Here is a 14360-nt window from a genome sequence, read left to right on the forward strand (position 1 = left end):
TAGTGACACCGGAAGATCGAACGGGAAACGCCGTCGGTCAGTGACAGCCGTGGCAGGTCACGTCCGGGTCGCTCGAACTCGACGCCGCACCGAGGTCCTCGAAGCCGCTCTCGAGGAGGTGCTGGTAGACGCGGGCGTCGGTCCACTGGCGGCCCGCGCCGACCGCCATGAACGTCCGCTCGCGCTCGAGCGACACCGTGTTCGCCTCGGCGTCGAGTTCGAGTGCGAGCGAGGAGACACCGGTGTCCGCGTGCTCGCTCGACCAGACGTCGCCGCTGTCGCCGAGGACGCTCGCGTCGCCGACGGCGCTCTCGTCGGTCCCCTCCGGAACGGTGTAGTACGGCGCGTGGACGAACCGGTGGACCAGTTCGTGGGCGATCGTCGACGCCGGGTGGTGGTCCTCGGGGTCGGTCCCCGGCGCGGCGGTGGGATCCTCGAGCGCGATGACGGCGCTGTCGTCGAGCGTGGGGGCGATGCCGTGTTCACCGTTGTTGTGGTAGTCGAAGTAGTGGCCGGCGCCGTAATCGAAGGGCGCGACCAGGACCGTCGCGTCGAACGTCTCGATCGGTCCCTCGCCGGCGAGGAGGTCGCTCGCTGGAATCTCGCCCTCGCGAGCGGTCTCGAGGTAGTCGGTGAGCACCTCGTGGGCGGCCAGCGCGTCGCGCTGGTAGGACGCCTCGCCCGAGTCGTCGGTCCCTTCGATCGGTTCGGGGTGGACGTACGCCCGGACTTCCGTCGTCGGATAGGTCGCCTCGAGATAGGCGACGGCGGTCTCGACCGTCTCCTCGAGTTGCGGCGGGTTGGCCGCCGGCCCGTCGTCCTGAGGGTGGAGGTCCGGCCCGTAGTTCCGCCCGTGGCCCGAATCGTAGACGCCGACGAAGCCGAGTCGTAACGGTGGCGTGGCGACGACCTCCGGTGCGTAGCCCGTCTTCCGGTCGCCGGTGACGCTCGCGTGGCCCGGAACGACCGTCGCCGTGGGTGCGCCGAAGCCGTCGTGCATCTCCTCGACGAGCGGGTCGGCGGCGGTCTCGAGTGCGCGGTAGGAGCCGTCGACGTCGTCGAACAGCGCCACCTCACCGTCACGGACCGTCAGGAGGTCCTCGTCCACCGCGCCGAGGTCGATCACGCAGTCGTGGTCGACCGTCCCGTCCTCGGTGCGTTCGCTCACCCGTACCGCCACCGTCGCCCCCGAGAGGAGGTCGGTGAGGTCGACCTGATCCAGGTCGAGCAACGGGTTGACCTCGCACTCGAGGTCGAACGCGACCGTCGAGGCGACGCCCTCGGCCAGCCGTGGCGTGTGTGGCTCGCGGTAGACGACCTCGCCGTCGGTCTCGGCGACCGTGTTGTCGACCACCTGCACCCAGCGTACGTCGGAGACGGTGATCGAGAGTACGTCCTCGAGGTCGGCGAGCGGGACGACCCCATCCGCCGGGGCGGTCCGTGACCGGTCGTCCGTCTCCCGAACCTCCCAGAGAGAGCCATCGTGGTAGATCACGTCTCCGGGGTCGTGCGCCTGCTCTCCACCCCAGGTTCCGACGGAGACCGCCTGCCACGCCGGACTCGCTCGAGACGGTTCCTCGCGGACGAACCAGTCCTGGCACTCCCAGATGCGCCCCTCCCAGGAGACCAGGTCGTCGGGGTAGTAGAACGTCCCCTCGCGCCACGGTACGAGCGTCCGGCCGAGACGCTCCCAGGCGTGGTTTCCCTCCCGCGGCTGGACCGCCCAGACGGTCTCCCGGGCCTCCCAGGTCCCGCCGAACCACTCGGTTAACTCCCCGGGTGCGTAGGCGACGGCCGGTTCCCAGGTCTCGAGCGGGAGGTCGAACCCGGGAAACGACACCCGCTCGAGGCGCGTCCACGACGGGTCGTCGGCGCTCGGCACCACCTCGTAAGTCGCCCGCGTCGCCTCCCAGAGCGCACCGCGCCAGACGACGAGCGCACCCACGGGGTAGGTCGTAAACGGCTCCCACCGCCCGACCGACTCGAGCGACGCCTCGGGTTCCCACTCCGCGTGCGTCGGTGTCGGCTCACCCGAGGGCAACGCCGTACTCGCCCGCCACAAGTGCCCGTTCCAGACTACCGTCGACCCCTCGAGGTAGGCCGCTCGCGGGTCCCAGGCGTCGAGCGCCTCCGGAACGTCACCGACGTGCGCCCAGTCGCCGTTCTCCAGTGTCGGCTCACCGCTCGAGAACGCCTCGAGCGCCTCCCAGACGGCCCCCTCCCAGGTGACCAGCGCACCCGCGCTGTAGGGTCCGCCAGACTCCCACGCCTCGAGCGAGTCGCCCGACGTCGCCTCACCGTCGGCGGCCACGCGCCCGACAATGCCGGTCCCGAGCGTTCCCGCCGCGAGCAGGCCCAGCAGGTGCGTCCGACTCGAGTCTTCGAGTCCGCACGATCGTTCGCTACCGTCACGTCGTCGCCAACACGAATCACCGTCAGCCATTCGTTCAGAGATGGAAATACCTGTATAATAGATGTTTTCATTTCCGAGATGGTGAAAATATCAGCGCGGCGGCACGATCTGGACCGTCACCCGCTCGAGTCCGAATCGTCTACCACCCCGAGCGGAGGGCTGTGGCTCGAGCGCTTACAGGCGTTCGAAGAGGGCGACCACGTCGTTGAAGCCCACACTGCCGCTGTCCGAGAAGTCGAAGGCGTCGACGTTCGACTGGACGACGTCGCCGTCGTGATGCTCGAAGAACTCGACGACGTCGTTGAAGCCGAGGGTGCCGTCGCCCGTAATGTCCTCGTAGAGACCGTCACCCGTCAGGTCCTGGGCCGGGTTGCCGTCGCCGGTCACGTCGAGGTCGGACCCCTCACCGTCGCCGTTCTCGTCACCGTCGCCGTCGCCGTTCTCGTCACTGTCGTCCTCGTCGTCACCCGCTGGAATATCGTCGTCTCGCTTCTCTTTCAGGTAGTCTCTGAAGAACTCACCCTGGTAGTCGTCGCCGCCGAGGAGTTCCCACTCGTGGGTGCCGTCGTCGAAGTCGAACATCACCGGCTCCCAGAACGGGTCGAAACACCACGCCTGCCAGTGCATGCTGTCGTACTCTTCTAAGAAGTCCCGGAACTCCTCGCCGTGTTCGTCGGTCGTCCCGATGAGGAAGTCGGCGTTGTGGTCGTTGGTGTAGCCGAACTCCGAGAGGAACACCGGCACCTCCTCGGAGGCGTCGCCGAAGTAGGTCCCGAGCGGCCGGAGGTTCTCGTGGGTGTAGACGTGTGCCGCGTACGCCAGGTTCTCGCCCTCGAACTCGTGGTACGGTGCCCAGTAGGTCCACTGGGTCCACCGCGGCGACCCGATGATGATGACGTTCCGCTCGGCGTGCTCTCTGATCGTGTCCACCCACGGCTGGGCAGCCTCGCGCCACTCGAGCCAGGTCTGCTCGCCATCGTCGTCGAGGACGTCCCGGTCGTCGTTCTGGCCCTGGCCCACGAACGGCCCGATGGGTTCGTTGTACACCTCGTAGAGGACGTGTGAGTCGTCGGCGAACTCCGGGGCGACCGTCTCCCAGAACATCCGGACCTCCTCGTCTAAGTCGGGGTCGGTAAACGGCAGGTTCTGCATCGTGTGGCGGTGGTAGTCGACGATACAGTAGACGCTACACTCGGCACAGAAGTCCACCGCCGGCCGGAGGTAGTGCTCGATGTACGCCTCGAGTTGCTCGCGCGTGAACTCGCCGGGTTCGACCTCGTCGACCGGCGAGTCCATGATCGATCCGTCGTCCGGGTCGACGTTCGCGATGTCACCGGTCTGGACCGGAATGCGGATGATCCGCGAGTACCAGTCGCGCTCCGGGTCGGTCGCGTGCTCGATGTTCTGCCAGAGCGGCGAGCGCCACAACAGCGACTCCGCGCGCGCCGGATCGGTGACGTTCACCCCGCGCAACACGACCTCGTTCCCCTCCGGGTCCCGGAGGAGGTTACCGTCACGCTCGAGCCACGGCGTCGGAATTCCGCGGTCACCGATCTCGACCGAATCGCGCGGAATCTCGTCGTGGTGGGCGCTCACGCTCCCGGTCCCGACACCGAACGCCAGCGCGCCCGCGCCGACACCCGCTGCCCGCAGGAACTCACGCCGTGACGGGCCCGAGAGCGAGCGAGCGCGTTCTCGAACCCGCTCGAGCCCATCGCCTGCCGTTCGTACGTCTGTACTCCGTCGCTCTCGCCGCTCGTTCGTATTGCTCATGCTCGTGACTCGTGAACACGAGACGCCTCACCCATGACCCATCACTCGCGAGACGCTCGCTCCAGCATAAATTGAGCGTGATATTTCTTGAATCTATGGGTCTCGCGACGAGTCGCCGACACAGTCACGACGACGCGCCCCCACGCTCGAGCGCCTCACACCCGCCCGAAGAGGGCGACCACGTCGTCGAAGCCAACCCGACCGTTCCCGCTGAAGTCGAAGGACGCGACGTTCCCCTGGATCACCCCGCCGTCGTGGTGCTCGAAGAACTCGACGACGTCGGCGAAGCCGAGCTGGCCGTCGCCCGTAATATCCTCGTAGAGACCGTCACCCGTCAGGTCCTGGGCCGGGTTGCCGTCGCCGGTCACGTCGAGGTCCGGGCCGCCGACCCCACCTGCGAGGCGGCCGGTGACCACCGCGAGCAGGTCGCCGTCGGGATCACCGGCCTGCTCCCAGCACATGACGCCGCCGAAGCCCTCCTCGAGTGCGTACTCGACGGTCAGCCCGATCGAGTCTGGGTCGTCGTAGCTGACGAAGGTCTCCTCGTCGGCGTCGTAGAGCCAGGGGGCGGCGGCCGCCTCGTCCCAGCCGTAGGTGACGGCGTCGGTATCCGACCGGGACTCGAGGTCGTAGCGCTCGCGGAGTTCGTCGTAGAGGATCGACGCCGCCGCGGTGAACGGCTGGCCGAACCCGTCGTCATCGGCGGGAACGTCCTCGAACGCGCGGCCGTAGAAGGGGAGCCCGACGAGTAGTTTCTCGCGCGAGATTGGCTGGTCGGCCCACCAGCGCATCGACGCCTCGACGCTGAACTCCTCGCCGTACAGCGGGGCGTTGTGGCCCGTCTCCGTGCTCCACTCGCCTGCGAAGTCGTAGGTCATCACCGTCACGTACTCGAGATACGGTTCGATCTCCTCGATCAGGAGGTTGCCGGCCGTCGCGGGACTCGCGCTGGCGGCCATCGTGATCGCGTACTCGGTCTCGTCTGCGGTCTCGGCGCCGTCGAGTTGGGCGCGCAGTTCCTCGAGCAGGAGGACGTAGTTCTCGGGGTCCTCGGGACGGGTGACGTTGCCCGCCTGCCCACCGCCGCCGGGGTACTCCCAGTCGATGTCGATGCCGTCGAACTCGTACTCCCGCAGGAACTCGATGGCCGTCTCGGCGAAGCGCTCGCGGGTCTCGGCGGTGGCCGCCGCATCCGAGAAGTACGTCGACTCCGTCCAGCCACCGATCGAGAGGTAGTAGTTGGTCTCGGGGTAGTCGGCTTTCAACTCCCGGAACGCAGCCAAATTCTCCTGGTCGCCCCACTCGTCGACGTACTCGACGGTGCCGTCGGAGGCGACGGTGAGGAAGGCGTAGTTGAGGTCCGTCACCGCTCCCAGGGGGACGTCCTCGGGGAAGTACTCGCGCGTGTAGCGCGACCACCCGCTGTAGTAGGTGACGACGCGAGGCTCACTCGAGTCGCCCGCAGTTGCGGTCGCGGTCGCGGTTGCACTCGCCAGTGGCGAGAGCGCGGCAGTCACACCGGCGATGCCCGCCCCGAGGAACCACCGGCGAGAGCGCCGCGGCGGTGATCGGTCGGTCGGTACGTCGGTCGGCGTCGGTCTCGTATCTCGTGTCATCGATCAGCGATCGTCGTGGGTACTCGTCTCGAGCGACCACCCCCGCCGGTGGGACACGGCCGAGACACCGTGGGAGCATCGCTCGGTCCTGTGCGTCTCGCCCCATCTCGACGTCCTCGAGCGGAGCGGGGTGCTCGAGCGGCTTACAGGCGTTCGAAGAGGGAGATCACGTCGGTGAAGCCCACGCTCCCGCTGTCGCTGAAGTCGAAGTACTCGACGTTACCCTGGACGACGTCGTTGTCGTGTTCTTCGAAGAACGTCACGACGTCGTTGAAGCCGAACTGGCCGTCGCCGGTGACGTCCTCGTAGCGCCCGTCGCCCGTCAGGTCCTGGGCGGGGTTGCCGTCGCCGGTGACGTCGAGTTCGGGTCCATCGCCGTCGCCGTTCTCGTCGTCTCCGCCGTCGCCGTCACCGTTCTCGTCGTCTCCGCCGTCACCGTTCCCGTCGTCTCCGCCGTCGCCGTTCCCACCGCCGACCGGCGGCGAGTCACTCGGCGCCTGCGGGAGGTCGTCGTCACGCCACTCCTCGAGGTGTTCCTGTACCCACTCACCCCACTCGTTTTTGATCTCGTAGTCACGAGAGAGCATCGAGGGCTCCCAGTCGAAGTCGAAACACCACGCCGTCCAGTGCATGCGGTCGTACTCCTCGTAGAGGTCGCTGAACTGCGCGCCGTGGACCTCGCGGGTGCCCTCGAGATACGGCTGTGGGCCGCCGAAGCCGAACTCGGTCATGAACACCGGCACCTCCTCGGAGGGCTCGCCGAAGTAGGTCCCGAGCGGCCGCATGTCCTCCTGGGTGTAGATGTGGGCGGCGTAGGCGAGGTTCTCGCCTTCGAACTCGTGGTGGGGTGCCCAGTAGGTCCACTGGCTCCACCGCGGCGAGCCGATGATGATCAGCGTATGTGGGGCGTGTTCGCGGATCAGGTCGACCCAGGGCTGGGCGGTCGCGCGCCACTCGAGCCAGGTCTCCTCGGCCTCCTCGCTCTCCATCTCGACGTCGACGCCCCACTCCTGGCCGGCGTAGGGTGTCGTCGGCTCGTTGTACATCTCGTAGATGACGTGTGACTGGTCGGCGTACCGGGGTGCGACGACCTCCCAGAACAGCCGGATCTCCTCGTCTAAGTCCGGGTCGTCCCAGTCCGGCCCTTCGGGGTAGTGGCGGTGGTAATCGAGGATGATGTACGCCCCGACCTCTTTACACTTCTCGACCGCCGAGTCGACGTGCGTCTCGAGATACTCGAGTAACTCCTCCTCGGTGAACGCCACCGGGTCGACCGCGCCGGCCCCGTGGTCGCCGATGTCCTGTGGCTGCATCGGCAGGCGAATAATCCGGGAGAACCAGGTCTCCTCGTCGGTCGCGAGTTCGATCTGGTCCTCGACGAAGAGTTTGTAGTACGGCGCGTCGTTGTTCGAGCGGGCCGGGTCGGGGATGTTCACCCCGCGGAGGACGACCTCGTTGCCCTCCGGATCCTTGAGCAGGTTCCCCTCGCGGTGGAGCCACGGCGTCGGCATGTTCGCCTCGGCGGCGGCCGTCCCGGTTCCAGCGGCCGAAAGCCCGCCGACCAGCGCCGCCCCGCCCGCGGCCTTCAGCACGCTCCGGCGGTCCCAGCCACCGCTCGCACCCTCGTTCTCGCGTCGGTTCCGTTCGTCCGTCTCGTGTGTAAACTCGACCATTGTTGCTGTGCGTCCGCGCACCCTCCGCATTGTGTTCGTACTCCCTACGAGTACAATACAGTAATAACTGTCCTACAAGAAAGTAAGAGTTCTGGTGTGGTGGTCCGCTCGAGTCGCCGTCGAATCAGCCAGCCAGAAGTGTGTCGCAGACGCCGTCAGAGCCGCTCGAAGAGGGCGATCACGTCGTCGAAGCCGACCCGACCGTTGTCGCTGAAGTCGAAGAACGAGGGATTGTTCTGGACGGCGTCGCTCTCGAGGTTCTCGAAGAACACCGTCACGTCGTTGAAGCCGAGATCACCACTGCCGGTGACGTCCTCGTAGAGACCGTCGCCCGTCAGATCCCGAGGTGGGGCGTCGCTCTCACCGATCACCGGGAGGTCGGCCGTCACGTCGGGGTGGTCGTGGTGGCGCGCCTCGAGGTACTCGTACCACCACTGCCCCGGCGTCGAGTCAGAGAGGTAGTCCATCCAGTGTGGGTGTGAGACGGCATCGCCCGGAATCCCCTCCGGGACGTCCTCGAAGAACATCGGGAGCCAGTTGTCGTCGAACGTGGTCGCGACCGGGTGGACGGGGTGGTCGTCGAAGAACGCCTCGAACTCCGGGGCGAACTCCTCGGTCGTCCCCTCGAGCCAGACGTGGTCTTCGCCCTCCCACTCGACGTCTTCACTCCAGCCGAACTCGGTGACCAGGACCGGCACCTCGGCCGCGGGCTCGCCGAGATAGGTCTCGAGCGGCCGGATATCCTCCTGGGTGAACGCGTGTGACGCGTAGGCGAGGTTCTCGCCTTCGAACTCGTTTTCCGGGACCCAGTAGGTGTACTGGTTCCACTGGGGAGCACCGATGACGACGACGCTCTCGGGGGCGTGCTCGCGGACCGTGTCGACCCACGGCTGGGCGCGGTCGACCCAGAGATCCCAGTACGGCTTCGCGTTCGGCCCGTCGATGCTGCGGTCGGGGCGGTCGGGACCGATCTCGAACGATGGGTAGGTGGGCGACCCCCAGTTGCCCGCGTGCGGTCCGGTCGGCGCGCTGTACAGTTCGAAGAGGACGTGTGGCTCGCCGCCGTAGCGGTCGGCGACCGTCTCCCAGAAGAGTCGAACCTCCGCGTCGAGGGCGTTCGTGATCTCGGCCGGTTCGGTGTAGGGTGCCTCCTCGCCGTAGTAGCGCTCGAACTCCTGTTCTTCGGCGAGCGCGAGGAGATCGTCGACCTGGTCCTCGCCGTGCCAGAGCACGCCGCGCTCACCACACACCTCCGGATACCGCCAGTCGTCGTCGGAATCCGCCCCACACTCCCAGCGGTTCCGTGACCAGTCGAACCCCTGGTGTTCGGCCTGGTGAGAGACCGGGTGGTCGCGCTGGTAGGTGAGTAAGACGTACGCCCCGCGCTCGGCACACAGCGAGACGAGCGGGTCGACGAAACTCTCGAGGTAGTACTCGAGGTCGTCGCCGTCGAACTGCCCCGGCAGGAGCGGGCCGCGCCCGTCGCCGTGGGGGATCTCACCCGGCCCTCGGGCAGCGACGAACTCCGGGCGCATCGGCACCCGGATCAGCCGGTTGTACCAGCCCTCGCTCGTCCGGGTGGCGAGGTCGACCGCTTCCGTTGCGGTGTGTGACGACCAGCTCCCGTAGGTGCTTCCCGGGTCGGCGATGCTCACGCCCCGCAGGGTGATCGGACGGCCCTCCGGGTCGACGAGGAGGTTGCCCTCGCGCTCGAGGCGCGGCGTCGGGATGAGTCCATCCCCGCCCGCACTCGCACCCGCGAGGGCGGGAACGCCGCCACCGGCGACGACGGCACCCGTCAGCGCCGCCGACGCCAGAAACCGCCGTCTGGTCGTCGCGCTCGCTCGCCGGTGGCTCGTCCGTGCGGTACGTCCGTCGGTGGGTTGGTGGCTCGTCATAGGTGTCTCACACTACTGGTTCGTCGACGGACAGCCGTCCGCGACCGGTAGTAGCTGTCAGTACAACGTCTTTTAATAAATACTATTCGGAGTCGGCAGTAGGAAAATAAGACGAGGGACGCTGGAGCGCTCAGTGCGCCCCGAAGCGTCACAGCCGTTCGAAGAGGGCGACCACGTCGGTGAAGCCGACCTGGCCGTTCCCGCTGAAGTCGAAGGACGCGACGTTGTCCTGAACGACCGCGCCGTCGTGTTCCTCGAAGAACGTCACCACGTCGTTGAACCCGAGTTGGCCGTCACCCGTAATGTCCTCGTAGAGCCCGTCGCCCGTCAGGTCCTGGGCGGGATTGCCGTCACCAGTGACGTCGAGGTCGGCCGGGTCGCCGCCGCTTCCGTTCTCGTCGCCGTCACCGTTCTCACCCTCGTCGCTCTCGACGCCCGTGCCCACGATTTCGACGAACGACCAGGCGTAGCCGGACTCGAAGCGGGGTTCGTCGTCGTCGGTGTACCACTGCGCCTCCCAGACGATGCCGTCGTGGACGACCCGGTCACCGTCCTCGTAGACGTCGCCGGAGACCCACTCGGGGTAGCCGACGTTCGTCTCGTCGACCGTCGTTGCGCTCGTCGTCGTCAGGTCGGTCTCCTCGCCGCCAGCGCCGACGGCCGCAACGCCGACCTCGTACTCGAGTCCACCCTCGAGTCCGCCGACCGTCGCAGCCGTCTCCGCGGTGGTCTCGACGGCGTCGCCATCGAGGGAGACGACGTACTCGCTGGCTTCGCTCACCCGGCTCCACTCGACGGCGATGGCGTCCGCGCCCGTCTCGACGACGACGCTCGAGGGCGGGTGCAACGGCGCGCCGCCGAGGGCCTCGCTCTTCGCGCGGGCCGCCTCGCGGTAGACGTCGAGGACGTCGCCCGACTCGTCCTGATAGACCTGAAACCCATCGTGGTCTTCGGTTCCGTCGACGACGATCTGCCAGATCATCGCCGCGTTGGCGTTGGAGGCGTCGAGCGCCTCGTACCACTCGGCGAGCACCTCGTGGCGCGTCTCGAGACCGCTGGTGGCGTTGACGTTGAACTCGCCGCAGTAGCCGGGCATGCCGAGTGTCTCGTGGGCGTCGCGGATGTGCTCGGTGATCCAGACCGTGCCGTACTCGTGGGGGAAGTCCCAGTGGTAGGGGTAGAGGTGGAACGAGGCCGCATCGATGGTGTCGATATCGTGGTGGCGGAGGAAGTCCTGGCCAGTCCACTCGTTCTCGAACCAGTGGCTCGAGCCCTCGCGCGTGTAAAAGCCCTCCATCCCCGTCGAGACGAGGTGGTTCGGATCGATCTCTTTGATGAACGCGGACATCTCGGCGATCCAGTCTTCGAGAATCGAGGCGCGCTCCTCGTAGCCGGGGTCTTCGTCGCCGAAGCCGTCCCCCTCGAGACGCGGTTCGTTACAGAGTTCCCACATGGCGATCGTCGGATCCTCGCGGTACTCGAGGCCCGTGACGGTGTTCTCGCGGGTCAAGACCTCCTCGACGTGCCAGCGGTAGAGGTCCTTCGCGTCCTCGTCGACGTAGAAGTCGCCGTGGTGATCCGCCCCGTCGATCCACTCGATGTACTGGGGGATGCCGCCGTTGTGGTCCCAGTTGTCCGCGAGGATCAGAACCAGCCTGATGCCGTGGTCGGCCGCCCGCGCGACGAGGTAATCGAGCGTCCGAAAGCCCTCCTCGGCGTGAACGTACGGCTCCGGAATGTAACAGCCCGCACTCCCACCCTCGCAGGTGACGAACGTCCGCAGGAAGGTGATCCCCATCTCCTCGAACAGCGCGAGGTTCTCGTCGATGTACTCTTCGGTACCCCGGTAGGCGTCGACGATCCAGAAGTTGTTCGCGCCGTGGAAGTAGATCGGCTCACCGTCGACGACGAAGTCGGTACCCTCGACCTCGACGAACGCCGTCGGGTCGCCCGCCGCACGCACGCTCGAGGCACCGGCCGTCCCGAGAAGCGACCCGGCACCGACCGCCCCCAGGAATGTGCGACGGCTGATCCCCGCGTCTCGAGGCTGGTCGTCGATCTGTGCGCGTCGGTCGGGTGCTGGGTAGCGTGTCATGGCTCGAGTGGTCTGTGACCGTCCGCGGCGTACGGTCGACGTACTGACCGTGCTACGCAGCCGTCAGGCAAAAAGTTACGTTTTTCATCGTGAAGTAATGGTGGCGTGTGGGGCCGCTCGAGCAGCCACGGCGGGCCGGTTCGAGACGGCAGACCCACGAACACCCCTGAGCAGAGGCCAGCGACCGCGAGTGCCTTACAGCCGGCCGAAGAGGGCGATCACGTCGTCGAAGCCCACCCGGCCGTTACCGCTGAAATCGAAGTGGGCGGGGTTCTCGGTGATCGTCGGGTGGTCGAGGTGGTCGAAGAAGGTGACCACGTCGTTGAACCCGAGCTGGCCGTCACCGGTGACGTCCTCGTAGCGCCCGTCGCCCGTCAGGTCCTGGGGCGTGTAGCCGTTCAACTCGAGGTCGGGAGCCGCGTCACGGGTCGTCTCGAGGGTGTGGGGTGGGACCGAGAGGGTCGTCCCGTCGGAGAAGGTGACGGTGGTCTCGCTCCCGCTGGCGTTGTAGGCGGCGTAGGTACGCTCGCCGCCGTCGGTGAAGACGGCGTACAGTGGCGTGTCGGCGGTCACCGACGGGTCGGGTGAGCCGAGTTGGTCGAGCGTCGAGAGCCAGAAGTAGGTGTGGGCGCGCTCCTGGGCGGCCTCGGGTTCGTAATCGTCTTTGCGAGCCTCGAAGCGCGCGAGGGCGTCGGTGCTGTCGGAGAACGCCCGGTACATCCAGTGGACGTCCGGCCAGTACTCGAAGCTGTCGCCGGTTTCGTTGAGCGCGACGAGCTGGTCGAAGGTGTCGGCGGCGAGGTCGGGGTCCCGGCCGAGGTGGAGCGAGTAGCCCGACAGCGGCAGCATGTTGATGCCGAAGATGGCCTCGGTGTCGGTCGTCCACCAGGTCGAGAAAGCGTAGCCGTTGCCCCAGACGATGCCCGCGAAGTCGGCTGCCCACTCCTCGGGGTGATTCTCGTCGTCGCGGTCGAACCAGTACTCCTCGACGGCGCGGACGTGCGTCGCGTAGAGGTAGATGCCGAAGTCGCGGATCTCCTCGTCGCCGGTGTACTCGCCCCACTCGATCAGCGCCGCGTAGGCCATCAGCGCCTCCGAGGAGGACTCCTGGTTGTTCCCGAGGGCGAACCCGGCCGAGCCGTGCGCCCAGGCGTGGCCCGCGTAGACGCTGAAGTTGCGGCTGAAGGGGTAGCGCTCGTCGTCACGGCGCGGGTTGGCGTAGTCGCGGATCAGCTCCTCGACCATCGGTCCCCACTCGTCGGCCCAGTCGGGGTCGTGGCGCGCGAGTCGCGCGGCCGCCCAGACGTAGTGGCCGAAGTGGAAGTGGTGGTCGTTGAGTTCGGAGACCGAGCCGTGGCTCGCGGGCACCCCCTGGAGGACGCCCAGCGAATCGTCGTAGTAGAAGGTCGCCTCCGCACTCGGCGTGAACCACGCCTCGAGCCCCTCGCGGACGCTCTCGAGGAGGGCGTCGCGGACCGACTCCGTGCCGACCTGGTCGGCGACGGCGGCCGTCTTCGCCAGCCGACTCGCCACGTCCTTGCCGAACCAGTAGGTATCCTGCTCGATGCCGCCTGCGATGGCGGTATCGACCGCCGCGAGGTAGCCCGCGAGTTGGTCCTCGTCGTAGCCGCCGACGTCCGGCAGGAAGGGGAGCAGTCCGCCGTAGTCGTAGCTCACGGTGAACGACGCGCCCTCGAGCAGGCGCAGTTCGCCGCGTGCGGAGGGATAGGTCGCCTCGAGCAGGTCGCTCTCGGCGGCGAGGTACTTCCACTGGTGGGGGTAGAGCGCGCTGAGTGTCCCATCGGCGTCGCCGCCGTCGACGGTCTCGGTGTGAAAGCTCGAGGTGACCGTCGAGACCGCCCGGTCGTACGCCCACTCGACGCGGGTGTCGGTGATCCGATTCTGAGCGTAGCGTGCGAAGCGCTCGAGGTGGCTCTCGCTCGCCGCGGGCAACACGGCGACGGTACAGGCGTCCGCGTAGGTGGTGATCGTCGCCGAGCCGAGACCGTCCCAGGACGCTCCGTCGGGGGCGAACAGGCCGTAGGCCGTCTCACCGACGGAGACGCCGAGGGTACCCTCGCGCTCGGCCCAGACCTCGGGCGTCGCGTCGAAGGCGAGTTCGCCACCGCCGCCCCCACCCTCGAACTCGAAGAAGGCGAACGGCGAGCCCTGTGCGATGGTCGCCCGGAGCGTCGCCGGGCCGCCCTCGTCCCAGCAGACGCGCGCCGACCAGTCGCCGTGGTCGTCGAGGGCGACCGCCTCGAAGTCCGACGCGCCCGCGTGGCCGACCGTCAGGTCGAGTCCAGCGTCCATCGAGGCGTCACCGACCAGGTCGCCGTGGTCGAAGCCCGAAGTCCACGTCGTCGGGTGGCCGACGCGCAGCCCCTCGGGACGGGTCTGGAAGCTCAGCGGGTGGGCGAAGATCACCACCTCGTCGGTGAAGCCCTCGAGCGGAATCGCCGAGTACCAGTCGTTCGTCGGGACGGGCCGGTCGCCGAACGCCACCGTCGTGTGGCGGCCGTAGTCGTGGGTCTCGGCTCCCGGCGGCGGGCCGTCGTGGTAGCCACCGCTCCCGGCCGAAACCGTCGCGGCGACCGTCTCGCTCGCGCCCGCCCCCGCCGCGAGACAGGCGAGGAGGGTACAGTACGCCCGCCTCGAGTACGCGCCGAATTCGTCTTCCGCTGTACGCCTCGCCAGGTCTGTATCGTCTTCGCTCATAGTGGGTCAGCGATCCGGCGGTCTCGAGCGCCCAGTGGGCGCTCGGCGCTCGTCGGATCGAGTTAGCTCACACTACTGGCTCGTGACTAATATCGTTGTGGACGGCTGCAGAAAATATCGACGCAGGCAGGGTCGTCCGATCGCGGTTCAACGGAGGATGAGTCAGTCCACACG

The 14360-nt window shown here is 67.4% G+C and carries 7 protein-coding genes; all 7 read right to left on the minus strand.

All coding sequences use genetic code 11. From position 1 onward, the window contains the following. Positions 1-37: 37 nt before the first annotated feature. Positions 38-2443, minus strand: coding sequence for a hypothetical protein (locus tag N0B15_RS00180; RefSeq protein WP_263004936.1), 2406 nt, complete (start codon positions 2441-2443; stop codon positions 38-40). Between the two features lie 144 nt (positions 2444-2587). Continuing rightward, positions 2588-4186, minus strand: coding sequence for a glycoside hydrolase family 5 protein (locus N0B15_RS00185; RefSeq protein WP_263004938.1), 1599 nt, complete (start codon positions 4184-4186; stop codon positions 2588-2590). 155 nt (positions 4187-4341) lie between these two features. Next, entirely contained in the window at positions 4342-5802 is a 1461-nt protein-coding gene (locus N0B15_RS00190) for a glycoside hydrolase family 18 protein (protein WP_263004940.1), read from the minus strand. Between the two features lie 143 nt (positions 5803-5945). Next, complete coding sequence (locus N0B15_RS00195) at positions 5946-7475, minus strand: glycoside hydrolase family 5 protein (RefSeq protein ID WP_263004942.1); 1530 nt, start codon at positions 7473-7475, stop codon at positions 5946-5948. 155 nt (positions 7476-7630) lie between these two features. Continuing rightward, on the minus strand, positions 7631-9373 hold the full coding sequence (locus tag N0B15_RS00200) for a glycoside hydrolase family 5 protein (protein ID WP_263004943.1): 1743 nt from the start codon (positions 9371-9373) through the stop codon (positions 7631-7633). Positions 9374-9521: 148 nt separating this feature from the next. Next, the gene (locus N0B15_RS00205) at positions 9522-11468 is read right to left on the minus strand and encodes a cellulase family glycosylhydrolase (protein WP_263004944.1); all 1947 of its coding nucleotides are present in this window, start codon (positions 11466-11468) and stop codon (positions 9522-9524) included. A 195-nt stretch (positions 11469-11663) separates the two neighbouring features. Beyond that, a complete protein-coding gene (locus N0B15_RS00210) occupies positions 11664-14186 on the minus strand; it encodes a glycosyl hydrolase (protein ID WP_263004945.1) in 2523 nt (840 codons plus the stop codon). Positions 14187-14360: the final 174 nt, after the last annotated feature.

The organism is Natronobiforma cellulositropha (assembly GCF_025629245.1).
Lineage (GTDB): Archaea > Halobacteriota > Halobacteria > Halobacteriales > Natrialbaceae > Natronobiforma > Natronobiforma cellulositropha.

What these genes read in the sequence shown, in the direction of transcription:
- N0B15_RS00205 (WP_263004944.1), bottom strand. Translation starts at nt 11,468, where the DNA reads ATGACACGCTACCCAGCACCCGACCGACGCGCACAGATCGACGACCAG.
- N0B15_RS00180 (WP_263004936.1), bottom strand. Translation starts at nt 2,443, where the DNA reads ATGGCTGACGGTGATTCGTGTTGGCGACGACGTGACGGTAGCGAACGA.
- N0B15_RS00190 (WP_263004940.1), bottom strand. Translation starts at nt 5,802, where the DNA reads ATGACACGAGATACGAGACCGACGCCGACCGACGTACCGACCGACCGA.
- N0B15_RS00195 (WP_263004942.1), bottom strand. Translation starts at nt 7,475, where the DNA reads ATGGTCGAGTTTACACACGAGACGGACGAACGGAACCGACGCGAGAAC.
- N0B15_RS00210 (WP_263004945.1), bottom strand. Translation starts at nt 14,186, where the DNA reads ATGAGCGAAGACGATACAGACCTGGCGAGGCGTACAGCGGAAGACGAA.
- N0B15_RS00185 (WP_263004938.1), bottom strand. Translation starts at nt 4,186, where the DNA reads ATGAGCAATACGAACGAGCGGCGAGAGCGACGGAGTACAGACGTACGA.
- N0B15_RS00200 (WP_263004943.1), bottom strand. Translation starts at nt 9,373, where the DNA reads ATGACGAGCCACCAACCCACCGACGGACGTACCGCACGGACGAGCCAC.